Origin of the sequence: Enterobacter sp. Ap-1006, from assembly GCF_011752835.1 — a bacterium.
In the GTDB taxonomy this organism is placed as follows: Bacteria; Pseudomonadota; Gammaproteobacteria; order Enterobacterales; family Enterobacteriaceae; genus Cedecea.
In genome coordinates, this window is the sequence record NZ_VWWU01000004.1 from 43,270 (window position 1) to 56,165 (window position 12,896).

The 12,896-nt window shown below is 57.3% G+C and carries 9 protein-coding genes; 2 read left to right on the top strand and 7 right to left on the bottom strand.

Annotated elements, in window-relative coordinates:
* Positions 1-15: 15 nt before the first annotated feature.
* Positions 16-636: a TRIC cation channel family protein gene (locus F3J28_RS13100; RefSeq protein ID WP_166876705.1), complete on the top strand. Its 621-nt coding sequence runs from the start codon at positions 16-18 to the stop codon at positions 634-636.
* A gap of 50 nt (positions 637-686) precedes the next feature.
* Here F3J28_RS13100 and erpA read toward each other — a convergent pair whose 3' ends face one another.
* Entirely contained in the window at positions 687-1,034 is a 348-nt protein-coding gene (gene erpA / locus F3J28_RS13105) for an iron-sulfur cluster insertion protein ErpA (RefSeq protein WP_008456903.1), read from the bottom strand.
* A gap of 80 nt (positions 1,035-1,114) precedes the next feature.
* Positions 1,115-2,536 (bottom strand): H(+)/Cl(-) exchange transporter ClcA, encoded by a 1,422-nt coding sequence (clcA, locus tag F3J28_RS13110; protein ID WP_166876708.1) that lies wholly within the window; start codon positions 2,534-2,536, stop codon positions 1,115-1,117.
* 177 nt (positions 2,537-2,713) lie between these two features.
* Between clcA and hemL the strand changes: the two genes are divergently transcribed.
* Complete coding sequence (gene hemL / locus F3J28_RS13115) at positions 2,714-3,994, top strand: glutamate-1-semialdehyde 2,1-aminomutase (RefSeq protein ID WP_166876711.1); 1,281 nt, start codon at positions 2,714-2,716, stop codon at positions 3,992-3,994.
* A gap of 96 nt (positions 3,995-4,090) precedes the next feature.
* Here the strand turns inward: hemL and fhuB are convergent, their stop codons facing one another.
* From fhuB to mrcB, 5 genes are all read right to left on the bottom strand, one after another.
* Positions 4,091-6,067, bottom strand: a complete 1,977-nt coding sequence (gene fhuB / locus F3J28_RS13120; protein WP_502706907.1) for a Fe(3+)-hydroxamate ABC transporter permease FhuB — start codon at positions 6,065-6,067, stop codon at positions 4,091-4,093.
* Positions 6,067-6,966 (bottom strand): Fe(3+)-hydroxamate ABC transporter substrate-binding protein FhuD, encoded by a 900-nt coding sequence (gene fhuD, locus F3J28_RS13125; protein ID WP_166876714.1) that lies wholly within the window; start codon positions 6,964-6,966, stop codon positions 6,067-6,069. The genes fhuB and fhuD overlap by 1 nt, the downstream gene beginning before the upstream one ends.
* Positions 6,966-7,763, bottom strand: a complete 798-nt coding sequence (gene fhuC / locus F3J28_RS13130; RefSeq protein ID WP_166876717.1) for a Fe3+-hydroxamate ABC transporter ATP-binding protein FhuC — start codon at positions 7,761-7,763, stop codon at positions 6,966-6,968. The genes fhuD and fhuC overlap by 1 nt, the downstream gene beginning before the upstream one ends.
* 48 nt (positions 7,764-7,811) lie before the next feature.
* On the bottom strand, positions 7,812-10,049 hold the full coding sequence (fhuA, locus tag F3J28_RS13135; RefSeq protein ID WP_166876720.1) for a ferrichrome porin FhuA: 2,238 nt from the start codon (positions 10,047-10,049) through the stop codon (positions 7,812-7,814).
* A 254-nt stretch (positions 10,050-10,303) separates the two neighbouring features.
* Complete coding sequence (mrcB, locus tag F3J28_RS13140; protein WP_008460368.1) at positions 10,304-12,862, bottom strand: bifunctional glycosyl transferase/transpeptidase; 2,559 nt, start codon at positions 12,860-12,862, stop codon at positions 10,304-10,306.
* Positions 12,863-12,896 lie beyond the last annotated feature (34 nt).

Below are 12,896 nucleotides of genomic sequence, written 5' to 3' on the forward strand. Positions count from 1 at the left end.
CTCTGAGGGTCATAAATGCTGGTCTATTGGCTGGATATTGTCGGTACCGCCGTGTTCGCTATTTCCGGCGTTTTGTTGGCCGGGAAGCTGCGGATGGATCCCTTTGGCGTGCTGGTGCTCGGGGTGGTTACCGCGGTAGGCGGGGGAACCATTCGCGATATGGCATTAGCCAACGGCCCGGTATTCTGGGTGAAAGATCCCACTGACCTTGTCGTCGCCATGGTGACCTGTATGCTGACAATCGTCCTGGTTCGCCAGCCGCGACGTCTGCCTAAGTGGGTACTTCCCGTGCTGGATGCCGTCGGCCTGGCCGTGTTTGTTGGCATCGGCGTCAATAAAGCGTTTCTGGCCCATGCCAGCCCGCTGGTTGCAATCTGCATGGGCGTAATCACTGGCGTAGGCGGCGGGATCATCCGCGACGTATTGGCCCGTGAAGTCCCGATGATTCTGCGCACCGAGATTTATGCCACCGCCTGTATTATTGGCGGTATCGTCCACGCCACGGCTTACCACACCTTTAACGTCCCGCTGGAGCAGGCCAGTATGATTGGCATGGTGGTCACGCTGACGATTCGCCTGGCGGCCATCTACTGGCACCTTAAACTGCCGACCTTTGCGCTAAATGACCGACAATAGCGATAAAAAAAGCCGCGTTTGATACGCGGCTTTTTTATTTCAGCAACTTATCAGATGCTGAAGGAGGAACCACACCCGCAGGTGCTTTTCGCGTTCGGGTTAGTCACCACGAAGCGGGAGCCTTCCAGGCCTTCGCTGTAATCCACCGCGCCACCGACCAGGTATTGCAGGCTCATTGGATCCACAACCAGGGCAACGCCCTGCTTCTCGATGGTCATATCGCCGTCGTTGATCTGGTCGTCAAAGGTAAAGCCATACTGGAAGCCGCTGCAACCACCACCGGTGATATAGACGCGAAGTTTCAGATTCGGGTTCTCTTCGTCTGCAATCAGACTTTTCACTTTATTGGCTGCGGCTTCGGTAAACTGCAGCGGCAGCGCTACTACGTCATCACTCATTTTTTGCTCCCAACAATTAACAAGTCGGGCAGAAAACAACCCGCACTTTTGCGGCATTATCTAATACCCGAGTAATTCGTTCAAGTATTCTGCCCGACGGAAGCCTGCTCGCCCGCTCGCGCTTTCTCAGCTTCTTGTTTTGCCAGAGTTCTTGCCAGAATCACCGAGTATAGCGGTTTCCCGCCCAAAAATTGTGCCAACAGTGTCGCCCCAAGACAGGTGATAATCATTGGCAGAATGAGCTGGTAATTATCCGTCATCTCAAGCACCAGCACGATAGCGGTGAGCGGTGCACGCAGTGAGGCGGCGAGTAACGCTCCCATTCCGGCAATCGCAAAAGTGCCCATATCAAGATGATACGCGGGGAACCAGGCGGCACAAGCCGTGCCAAACGCGGTGCCAAGCAGCGTGCCCAGCGCCAGCATCGGGGCAAAAATACCGCCCGGTGCACCGGAGGAGAAACAGAGCAAAGTAGTGATGACCCGAGCGATGAACAGGAACAGCAGCATCCCGATGGTGTAATTCCCCACGGCCGCAATCGGGATAAGACTAAACCCGCCGCCGGACGCCGCCTGCTGAATAAGCCCCAGCACACCGCAAAGCCCACCAATAAGCCCGCCGATCAGCACCCACTTCTTAATGTTGCCGCCGTGAATGCGCTGGAACATATCCTGAGCGCCGATCACCAGCCGGTTAAACACCACGCCGACAATGCCAAAAATCATGCCGAGGATCAGATACAGCCAGAGCGTGTTGACCGGCGCATCCGCAAGTTTGCCCACCTGAATCACCGTGGTTTCGGTATTAAAGATCCGGAACACGATGCTCGACATAATCACGCCGATAAACACCGCTTTTATCGAAATCAGGTTATAGCGGAACTGGGTACGCATCTCTTCGATGATAAACAGGATCCCGGCCAGCGGCGCATTAAATGCCGCAGACAGCCCGGCAGCAGCGCCGGTTGCCAGCAGCGAATGACGAGCTTCCGCACTTTTCATGCGGAAGATGTCCGTCACCATACGCCCGATGTTACCGCCAAGCTGTACGGTCGGACCTTCGCGCCCCAGCACCATACCCGCGCCGAGCGTGCCCATCCCGCCGATGAATTTCACCGGGATCACGCGCCACCAGCGCACCGGCCGCAAATCCTCCAGTGCCCCTTCGATTTCAGGAATGCCCGACCCACCGGCTTCAGGCGCGAAACGACGCACCAGAAAATAGCCCACCATCGCCAGCAGCGCCGAGCTGATAAACGCCAGCGGCCACACCAGCCAGGCGCTGTCCGCGACCTGCACCAGCATACCGATACGGTGCTGAAGCACCCAGTTAACCGACTTCTCAAACGCCACGCCGACCAGGCCCGCCAGCGTGCCAACCACCGCGGCCATCAGCAAAATCATTAGCGGCATTTTATCCTGGCCAATCAGACGACGCAGAATCGCCCCGCGACGCTGTTGGACGCTTTGCGCCTGATCGAGAGAGTTATGGGCTAAATTCATGGTTCCGAACCGGTTAGTCATACAAATAAGGCGGGCATTTTACCCACAGAAAAGACCTTCGTCTTATTAAATTAGCTAATAAACCGTAACGTTTGATTTGGGCAAATATTTCAACGCGAGGCAGGTTTCACATAGAATAGCCCGCTGTCACCATTTCCACGAATCAGGAGCCGATTCATGAGTAAGTCTGAAAACCTGTACGCCGCAGCCCGCCAGGTCATTCCCGGCGGCGTTAACTCTCCGGTACGCGCCTTTACTGGCGTAGGCGGAGTGCCTCTGTTTATCGAGCGTGCGGACGGGGCTTACCTGTATGACGCAGACGGTAAAGCCTATATCGATTACGTTGGCTCATGGGGCCCAATGGTGCTCGGCCACAACCACCCGGCGATCCGCAACGCTGTCATTGAAGCCGTTGAGCGCGGCCTGAGCTTTGGGGCGCCAACCGAAATGGAAGTGAAAATGGCGGAGCTGGTTTGTGAGCTGGTGCCGACCATGGACATGGTTCGTATGGTGAACTCCGGCACCGAAGCCACCATGAGCGCTATCCGCCTCGCTCGCGGCTACACTGGCCGGGATAAAATCATCAAATTCGAAGGCTGCTACCACGGCCACGCTGATTGCCTGCTGGTGAAAGCCGGTTCCGGCGCTCTGACGCTCGGCCAACCAAACTCTCCGGGCGTGCCGGCTGACTTTGCGAAGCACACCCTGACCTGCACCTATAACGATCTGGCCTCCGTGCGCGAAGCCTTTGAGCAATATCCTCAGGACGTGGCCTGCATCATCGTTGAACCCGTCGCGGGCAACATGAACTGTATTCCTCCGCATGCGGACTTCCTGCCGGGCCTGCGAGCGCTGTGCGACGAATTTGGTGCACTGCTGATTATTGATGAAGTGATGACCGGCTTCCGCGTGGCGCTGGCGGGCGCTCAGTCTTACTACGACGTCGAACCAGACCTGACCTGCCTCGGCAAAATCATCGGCGGCGGGATGCCAGTCGGCGCCTTCGGTGGCCGTCGCGAAATCATGGACGCGCTGGCTCCAACGGGCCCGGTTTACCAGGCGGGCACGCTCTCCGGGAACCCTATCGCCATGGCGGCGGGCTTCGCCTGCCTGACAGAAGTGTCGCAGCCCGGCGTTCACCAGACCCTGACCGAGCTGACGGAAATGCTGGCTAATGGCCTGTTGAATGCGGCTAAAGCAGAAAATATCCCACTGGTGGTGAATAACGTCGGCGGCATGTTCGGCCTGTTCTTCACCGATGCCGAAACCGTCACCAGCTATAAAGACGTGGTTGCCTGCGATGTAGAGCGCTTCAAGCGCTTCTTCCACCTGATGCTGGAAGAAGGTGTATACCTTGCGCCGTCAGCGTTTGAGGCGGGCTTTATGTCCGTGGCGCATAGCAAAGAAGATATTCAGCGGACCATCGACGCGGCACGCCGCGTGTTTGCGAAGCTGTAATTTTACCCTCTCCCTGGAAGGGCGAGGGGGAAAAACAGCAGATTTATGCTCTTTTCAGTTCCCTCTCCCCTTTGGGGAGAGGGTTAGGGTGAGGGGTTACCGCCCCTGCTTTCTCAGCAAATAAACGAAATAAGGCGCACCGATAAACGTCGCCAGCAGCCCCGCCGGCACCTGATTTGGGAACAGAATCATCCTGCCGCACCAGTCCGCCAGAATCATTAACATCCCGCCAAAAATCCCGGCCATCGCTATCTGCGGCATTGCCCTGCGGAAGCCAAGCATGCGAGCAATATGTGGCGCCATCAGCCCGACAAAACTCAGCGGGCCGACGATTAACGTCGCCGTGGCGGTAAGCGTTGCCGCCAGCAACAGCAGCGCAAAGCGCGATGGTGTTAACGCCATTCCCACCGCCCGTGCGGTGGCACCGCCCAGTGGTAAAATCATCAGCCAGCGGCGCAGTAGCGGCGTGATGGCTAACAGCCCAACCATGACAACCAGCGTTCTGACCGCCTGCTCGCCTGTAACGTTATACGTCGAGCCAGAAATCCAGGTCAGCAGCGTCGCCATACGCGGATCGCCGCTTGCCATCAGCATCATCAGCAGCATGGTAAAGGCGGTGCTGAGCGCCATCCCGGCCAACAGCATACGCTGAGGAGAAAAACCGCCTCGTCCGGCAGCCATCATGATGATCAGCAGCGTTACCGCCGCACCAAGGCTGCCCGCCGGCAACAGCCAGACAAACGCATTCCCCGGCACAATAAACAGCATCAATACCACGCCGAAGGCCGCGCCGGAGCTAATACCCAAGACTTCCGGACTTGCCATCGCGTTGCCGGTTAGCCGCTGGATAAGGCAGCCCGCAACCGCCAGCATCACGCCTGCGGTCAAAGCCGCCATAACGCGCGGCCAGCGCCACGGCAGCACATCGTCAAAGAGCGCACCACTTAACCATCGCCAGCCGTGTGCGTCACGCCCCAGTGCCAGCGCGGCGGCAATCACCAGCAGCAGAATGCCAAGTCCCGTGGCCACCCAAAGCAGCACACGCTGGCGTTCAGCCTGAACATGATCTCCGGCGCTCATGGACGGTGCACCGCTGGTACGCAGACGCGGCAGCAGCCACAGCAGGATAGGTGCGCCAATCAGCGCAGTGACCGTCCCGGTAGAGACTTCACCCCACACGCTGGAAAGCCAAACCACCACCTGGTCAGACAGCCAGAGAATCAGCGCCCCAATAAGCGGAGCCAGGCACAAACGAGCAACCAGGCGCCGAGCACCCAGCATTTTTGCCAGCAGCGGCGCAAACAGCCCGATAAAACCAACGATCCCGACCGCATTAACCAACTGAGCACTGATCACAATCGCCAGCGCCAGCGTCACCAGCCTGACCAGCGAAAGCGCCAGGCCCAGATTACGCGCCACGCCATCATCCAGTCCCATCAGCGTCAACGGACGCAGCAACAGCAGCGTTAGCAGCAGGCCGCCCAGCAGGCGTGGCCACAGACTCTCAACGCTGCTCCAGTCCTGTTGATTGAGCGATCCAGTGCTCCACAGGAACATATTCTGCAGCTGGTCATGGTGGAAGATTGCCAGCAGTTGGTTGACCGCCCCGCAATAAAGACTCAGCACCAGGCCCGCAAGAATCAGCGTGACCGGCGACATCCGCTTGCCCCAGGCGACGCCAAAAACAAGCAGGCCAACGACCGCCGCACCAATCAGCGCCGCAAACGGCTGGGCAGCCAGCGGCAGCACCCAAAGCGTAGCAACCGTGACGCCAAGCTGAGCCCCGCTGGCTACACCAAGCGTTGTCGGCTCCGCCAGAGGATTGCGCAGCACCTGCTGGAACAGCACGCCGACGAGACCCAGCCCGGCACCAACCAACAGCGATATTGCGAGACGCGGCAGCAGGCTGAAGTGAAACAGCATCTGTTGAACATTGTCGATGTCCGGCTGGATAAAAGCACTGCGCCACTGCGAAGAGGGTAAGACGCCATGCATGTTATGCAGCGTCAGCCAGAGCGCACAAACAAACAGCACCAGCAGCAGGCTGGCGGGGAAAATAACGTGACGTCTCATCAGGCCAGGCTCCTCAGGCCGTCGTCCAGCACGCGGGCAAAGTGCATAGCCGACATGGTCGTGCCATAAAGCCAGACGGCGGGAACTTGCTGAAAACGGTTCTGGCGGATAAACGGCATCGCTTTCCACAGCGGCGTGGCCGTCACCTGGCGGGCCATCGCTTCGTTTTTATGGTCGAAGCACAGCACATCGGCGTCTTTTATCGCCGCCAGACGTTCAATCCCAACGACCGCCGTCCCCCAGAAGTTCGTCTCTTCTTGCCAGGCATTCTTCACCCCCAGCAAATCCATCACCTGCTCGAATAAGCTGTGCTTGCCCACCACCAGCGCATGGCGATTATCCAAAAATGACATCAGCAGCACTGGACGGTTGCCGCGCGCGGCAAAGCGAGGCTTCATGCTGGCAATAAACGCATCAAATTCGGCCAGATGCCGACTGGCGGCCTGCTGCATACCCAGCGTATCCCCCAGTTGAATGAGCGATTTACGCGCAATCTCCAGCGGCTTGCCGGAGCCATCGTTAAAATTGAACCCAAGCCCAGGGGCGATACGGGTTATTTTTTCCGGCGAAGGGCCGTAGCCCGCAGAATAGAGAATCAGCGATGGTTTTAGCTGCGCCATCAGCTCGAGGTTAGGTTCGGTGCGCAGGCCAACATCAATCACACCTTCCGGCAGCTTAGGTTCGTTCACCCAGATTTGGTAATTAGGGATGTCGGCGACGGCCATCGGCGTGACGCCGAGCGCCATCATCAGCTCAACGGGCAGCCATTCCAGGGCGATGATGCGTTTTGCATCCGGCACCGCCGCCTGCGCGGCAGGTAATTTTAGCAGCAGCGGTGAAAGCGCCATCGCCGCCAAAAGGCGGCGACGGGTTAAAATAAAGTCATTCATACGGCTCATCAATAAACAAAACTGACCGGCGCAGCCCCCGCCGGGTGCGGCAGGATGCCCATCGGAATACCGTAGATATGCTCCAGCGTATCACTTTGCATTAAGGCTTCCGGCGTCCCTTGCGCGATCATTTCGCCACCGCGTAGCGCCACCAGATTGTCGCAGTACCGCGCAGCCATATTAATGTCGTGTAGAACGGCAACCACGGTCAGGCCGCGCTCCTGGCTAAGACGATGGATCAGCGCCAGCACGTCCACCTGATGAGCGATATCCAGCGCAGACGTTGGCTCATCCAGCAGCAGGCAGCGGCTATCCTGCGCCACCAGCATGGCGATCCATGCCCGCTGGCGCTCGCCGCCGGACAGGCTGTCCACCAGGCGATGCGCGAGCGGCTTCAGCCCTACCAGACTGATTGCCTCATCCACCAGCTCACGGTCAGCCACGCCAAAGCGCCCTAACGCCCCATGCCACGGGTAACGTCCAATCGCCACCAGCTCACGCACCGTCATACCCTCAGCGGCAGGAAGCTGCTGGGGAAGATAGGCCACCTGCCGGGCAAAAGCTTTGCTGCCCCAGCTGTCCAGCGGCTGTGAGTTCAGCAGAATTTCACCCTCAGAAGGTTTCTGATGGCGACCCAGCATTTTCAGCAGCGTCGATTTACCGGAGCCGTTATGGCCAATCAGGCCAGTGACTTTGCCCACCGGGAAGGTGATAGACAGCGGATGGAGTAGCGTGCGGCCAGGCACGCGGAACGTGACATCAGTGAGGCTAAAAGTCGTGTCGGGATGAAGCTGTTTATCCTGCATGGTAGCCATCTTAGTGAAGGGCACGGCGAACCGTGCCCGGGAGACAAGTTAGAAGCGGAAGGTCGCGGTAGCAACCACCTGACGCTCAGCGCCCCAGAAGCAACCGTAGGTGTCGAAGCAACTGGCAACGTATTCACGGTCAAGCAGGTTATTCACGTTGACCGCAATGCTGGAGCCGTTCAGGCCGAAGCGACCGAGGTCATACTTCACGACCGCATCCATAACCGCAGCGCTGCCCACCTTGAAGGTGTTAGCCGGGTCACCGTAGCTGGAGCCGATAAAGCGTCCACCAGTCCCCAGAGTCAGGCCACTCAGGATGCCGCTGTTGAAGGTGTAATCCCCCCACAGGGAAGCCATATGTTTAGGAACCTGAACCGGGCTATTGCCCTGCAGGGTCGTGTCTTTAGTGTACTGCGCATCGGTGTATGTGTAGGAAGCCGTCACGTTAATGTTGGCGTTCAACGCCGCCTTCGCTTCCAGCTCTACGCCACGCGCACGGACTTCGCCCGCCGGAACCTGATTCAGAGCGTTCGTCGGATCAGTCATCAGGGTATCGGTTTTCGTCAACTGATAAACTGCACCCGTCACAACGATCGGCATATCCTTAGGCACATATTTCACACCAGCTTCATACTGCTCACCTTTGGATGGCTGATAGGCCACACGAGGTGTGCTGTAGAGACTGAACGCGTTCGGCTCAAAGGATTGGCTGTAGCTGAAGTACGGAGAGATTCCGTTGTCGAACAGGTAGTTAACTCCACCGCGCCAGGTAAACTGGTGATCATTACGGTCTATATAACCGTTATCACTGCGAACTGTGGTTGCCTGTTTAGACCAGTCATAGCGTCCACCCAGCGTCATCACCCACTTGTTCCACTCCGCCTGATCCTGCACGTAAAGACCCGTTTGCTTACTTTCGTTCATCTGGTAAGGCACAGCGCTGCCAAAATCGACATCGCTCATTGAGGGCAGATTGTTTAGATCGAGGGCAGGTGCATTACCAAACAGAGCGCTAATGTCATTACGCATGCGCATATAATCCACACCGGTTAACAGCGTGTGATCGATAGCTCCGGTTGCAAATTTACTCTGTAGCTGAGTATCTACGCTAAAGTTTTGCAGACGTTCATTATCAACAACGGTACCACGCCCTAAATAGTGAGCTTTTTGCTCTGCAGTCAGTGCCTGACAGTAGACATTGAAAGCATTCATGCTGTTGTTGCACAGCCCGGTACCATAAGCGCTTTGTTGAGCAACTTTCATTTCAGAGAAACGCAGGTTTTGACGCACGGTAAAGGTGTCGTCGAAACCATGTTCAAAGCTATAGCCCACCATTTTCTGGTTACGGGAATAGCTATTGTTAGTTGCCGCTTCGTTGAAGCTGGTAGACAGACGCCCACCGTTTGGCAACGGTTGAACGGTACCTTCTTTCGGCAGCCAGCCGTAATAGCCTGTATCAGGCTCATTCTGGAAGTAAGACAGGAAGGTGAAGTTTGTCTTGTCGTCAGGACGCCATGAGAAAGAGGGTGCAATGGCATAACGCTTCTGTTTGGCATTATCCTGCTGCTCGTTATTAGAGCGCGCAACGCCGGTCAGGCGATAAGAATAAACACCCGCATCATCCAGGGCATCGCTGAAGTCAAAGCCTGTCTGATACAGGTTGTCCGTGCCCATTTTGAACTGAATTTCATGCAGCGGCTCGGTAGTCGGTCGCTTGCTGACCATATTCACAATACCGCCCGGGCTGCTTTTGCCGTACAGCACGGAAGTTGGACCGCGCATCAGCTCCACGCGCTCCAGCATATAAGGGTCAATGACCGCGTCGTTATAGAAATCACCCTGCATTTTCAGGCCATCCAGATAGTTATTCTGATTCAGGCCCACGGATGAAAAACCACGGATAATGACAAAATCGTAGGTATTGGAAGCACCACGGCTGCTAACCGTTACGCCCGGCGTGTAGCCCAGGGCTTCTTTCACGGACTGGAATTGATGCATCTGCATCTCTTCGCTGGTCACCACCGAAATAGACTGCGGGGTCTTTTCAATGGGGGTGTCGGTTTTGGTCGCCGTGGCGCTGCGTTTAGCGGCGATGGTTGGCGATGGCCCCCATGCGCTTTCGGCAGGCACTGCGGCGGCTGAAACGGTGATAGTGTCTTCTTTTTTGGTCGTGCCGGTGTCCGCCGCGAAGCTATTAACGCTGACGGTGCCCATCGCCGCCGCCACAAACAGGGCAAGCTTACGGACAGGGTTTTTGGCTGGCAAACCTGGGAGTGAACGCGCCATGATATTTTCTCTGGTGAAGTGGTAAATGATAACGTAAACGATAATTATTATTATGCCCGCAGGATAATAGACGAAACGCTGGCTGCATAGCAAGCGCCTCACACCCTCAGGCTTATTAAGGGAATAAGAAATAACCATATAGTTTGCGCGGTGTTAATTGGGCGTGAAATTTAAGATAAAAAACACGTTATGGCGGACAAAAAAGCAAAAAAAACCTCCCCCGGTTAGGGAGAGGTTTGTAAGTGAAGCGAGGCTTAATTACTGCCGAACATGTCCTTAATCCAGCCGGCAACGCCGTCGCTCTTCTGTTCCTGAGCGGGCTGTTGCTGCTGAGGCTGCTGCTGCGGTTGTTGCTGCGGCTGCTGGCCTGCTGGCGCCTGGCTGAATGGATTAGCCGACTGCTCTTCCTGCTGACTTTGCTGGCAAAGCGCGCTCGGGTTCGTCGTCCAGACCGGCAGCACACGGTCACCACCGCCGCTACACATGAAGTAACCCGCGCCGTTGACGCCCATGTCCACGATATCTTCCGGCTGGGTCAGATCCAGCGGGATCGGCGACTGGTTTGACAGATAACGCTGATACAGCGACATTGCGCCGCTGGCACCGTACAGCTTGGTTGGCTGGTTGTTATCACGCCCTACCCAGGTAATGGTCACTTCGCGGCCATCAACGCCGGCAAACCAGGTGTCCACGTTGTTGTTGGTGGTCCCGGTTTTCCCGGCCAGATGCAGGTTCGGGTATTTCCCGCCCAGCGCACGGCCCGTACCGCGAGCCACCACCTGCTGCATCCCAAACAGCGTCAGATAAGCGGCCTGCGCAGGTACCGCCTGCTCCGCCTGTGGGAAGCTCTGATACAGCACGGTGCCGTCTTCAGCAATCACCGACCGCAGCGCGGAAAGCGTGGCGCGGTTCCCGCCGCTGGCAATCGTCTGGAACGCCTGCGCAACCTGAATAGGCGTCAGGTTCAACGCCCCCAGAATCATCGCTGGCACCGGATTAAGCTGGTCTTTGGGTACCCCAAGCTTGGTCCAGGTATCGGTAATGGCCGGCAGGCCCAGCGTCATCCCCAGGTTTACGGTTGGCACGTTCATCGAACGCGTCAGCGCATCCACCAGCATCACTTGCCCGCTGTACTGGTGGTTATCGTTCTGCGGCGACCAGACCTGGCCATTCGACAGTTTGATGCCAATCGGGGCATCGGCAAGCCAGGTGTTCAGGCGGAACTTATCCGGCTGGCTCAACGCCGTCAGATAAGTGGCTGGTTTTGCCAGCGAGCCAATGGAGCGACGAGCCTGCAGCGCACGGTTAAAGCCCGCAAACTGCGGTTCCGCGCCGCCGACGACCGCGCGAACTTCACCGGTAAAGCGGTCAACAATGACCATCGCCGCTTCCAGGTCGTTCAGCTTACGGGAAGCACGCAGCACCGGAACGCCTTCGGTCACTGCTTTTTCTGCCGCATCCTGAGACACGGAATCAAAGGTGGTGAAGATCTTCACGCCGGACAGGTCTTTTACCTTGTCGCCCAGCTTATCCTGAAGCTCCTGACGCACCATCTGCATAAAGGCTGGCTGTGGCGAAATCACGCCGCCGCGAGGTTGCACGCCCAGAGGACGCGCGCTCAACATGTCGTACAGCTCCTGATCGATAACTTTCTGTTCCTGCAGCAGGCGCAGGACCAGGTTACGACGTTCAAGCGCCAGCTTCGGATTTCGCCATGGGTTATACAGCGATGCCCCTTTCACCATACCTACCAACAGCGCCTGCTGGTCGAGGCTAAGCTCTTCCACCGGGCGGCCGAAGTAATACAGGCTGGCCAGCGGGAAGCCACGAATCTGATCGTCGCCGCTCTGGCCGAGGTAAACCTCGTTCAGATACAGTTCAAGAATGCGATCTTTGTCGTAGCGAGCATCCATGATCAGCGCCATGTAGGCTTCGTTGGCTTTACGCCACAGCGTACGCTGGTTGCTCAGGAAGAGGTTTTTCACCAGCTGCTGAGTCAGCGTACTGCCGCCCTGCACCGCTCGCCCGGCCGTCAGGTTAGCGACAACGGCGCGGCCAATAGAGTAAATGCTGATCCCGTCGTGCTCATAGAAATGGCGGTCTTCGGTAGCAATCAGCGTGTCCACCAGCAGATCCGGGAAGCCGGAACGCGGCACGAACAGGCGCTGCTCGCCGTTTGGCGAAGAAAGCATGGTGATCAGCCGCGGGTCGAGGCGGAAGATACCGAAGCTGCGGTTATTATCCATGTTCTGGATAGATTCCAGATGGCCACCGTCGAACACCAGGCGAGCGCGAATCTGCCCTTCTTTACCGTCCGGGAAGTCAAACGGGCGGCGAATCAGCTCGATGTTGTTCCCCTGCACGGTGAACTCGCCCGGGCGCGTCATGCTCGACACCTGCCGGTACTGCGTCGCTTCCAGCAGCTTCACCATCTCCGCTTTGCTGTAAGGCATATCTGGCTCAAGGTTTACCATGCGGCCATAGACCGCCGCCGGAAGCTGCCAGACTTTGCCGTCAATGCGGCTACGGATCTGCTGATCGAGGTACACGCCGTAAATAACCAGCACCACAAAGAAGATGATCGCCAGCTTCACCAACAGCCAGAAGAAACGGCGTTTTTTCGACGGGCGGCCCGAGCCTTTCCCCTTACCTTTTCCTTTCCGCGGCGGCATAGGTTCTTCGTCCTCGTAATCATCGTCTTCGTACTCGTCGTCATACTCCTCTTCCTTGAGTCGACGACGGCTCACCTTCTCTTTCGCCGGACGCGTTGGTTTTCCTTTACGTCCAATAGGCTCGCGGTCATTCCCCGCCATGCATCTTCTCCACAAAAGTTCAGGCGCAAAGGCC

Coding starts and splice junctions, on each gene's coding strand:
- hemL (WP_166876711.1), top strand. CDS start 2,714: ATGAGTAAGTCTGAAAACCTGTACGCCGCAGCCCGCCAGGTCATTCCC.
- fhuB (WP_502706907.1), bottom strand. CDS start 6,067: ATGAGACGTCACGTTATTTTCCCCGCCAGCCTGCTGCTGGTGCTGTTT.
- fhuD (WP_166876714.1), bottom strand. CDS start 6,966: ATGAGCCGTATGAATGACTTTATTTTAACCCGTCGCCGCCTTTTGGCG.
- F3J28_RS13100 (WP_166876705.1), top strand. CDS start 16: ATGCTGGTCTATTGGCTGGATATTGTCGGTACCGCCGTGTTCGCTATT.
- clcA (WP_166876708.1), bottom strand. CDS start 2,536: ATGAATTTAGCCCATAACTCTCTCGATCAGGCGCAAAGCGTCCAACAG.
- erpA (WP_008456903.1), bottom strand. CDS start 1,034: ATGAGTGATGACGTAGTAGCGCTGCCGCTGCAGTTTACCGAAGCCGCA.
- fhuA (WP_166876720.1), bottom strand. CDS start 10,049: ATGGCGCGTTCACTCCCAGGTTTGCCAGCCAAAAACCCTGTCCGTAAG.
- mrcB (WP_008460368.1), bottom strand. CDS start 12,862: ATGGCGGGGAATGACCGCGAGCCTATTGGACGTAAAGGAAAACCAACG.
- fhuC (WP_166876717.1), bottom strand. CDS start 7,763: ATGCAGGATAAACAGCTTCATCCCGACACGACTTTTAGCCTCACTGAT.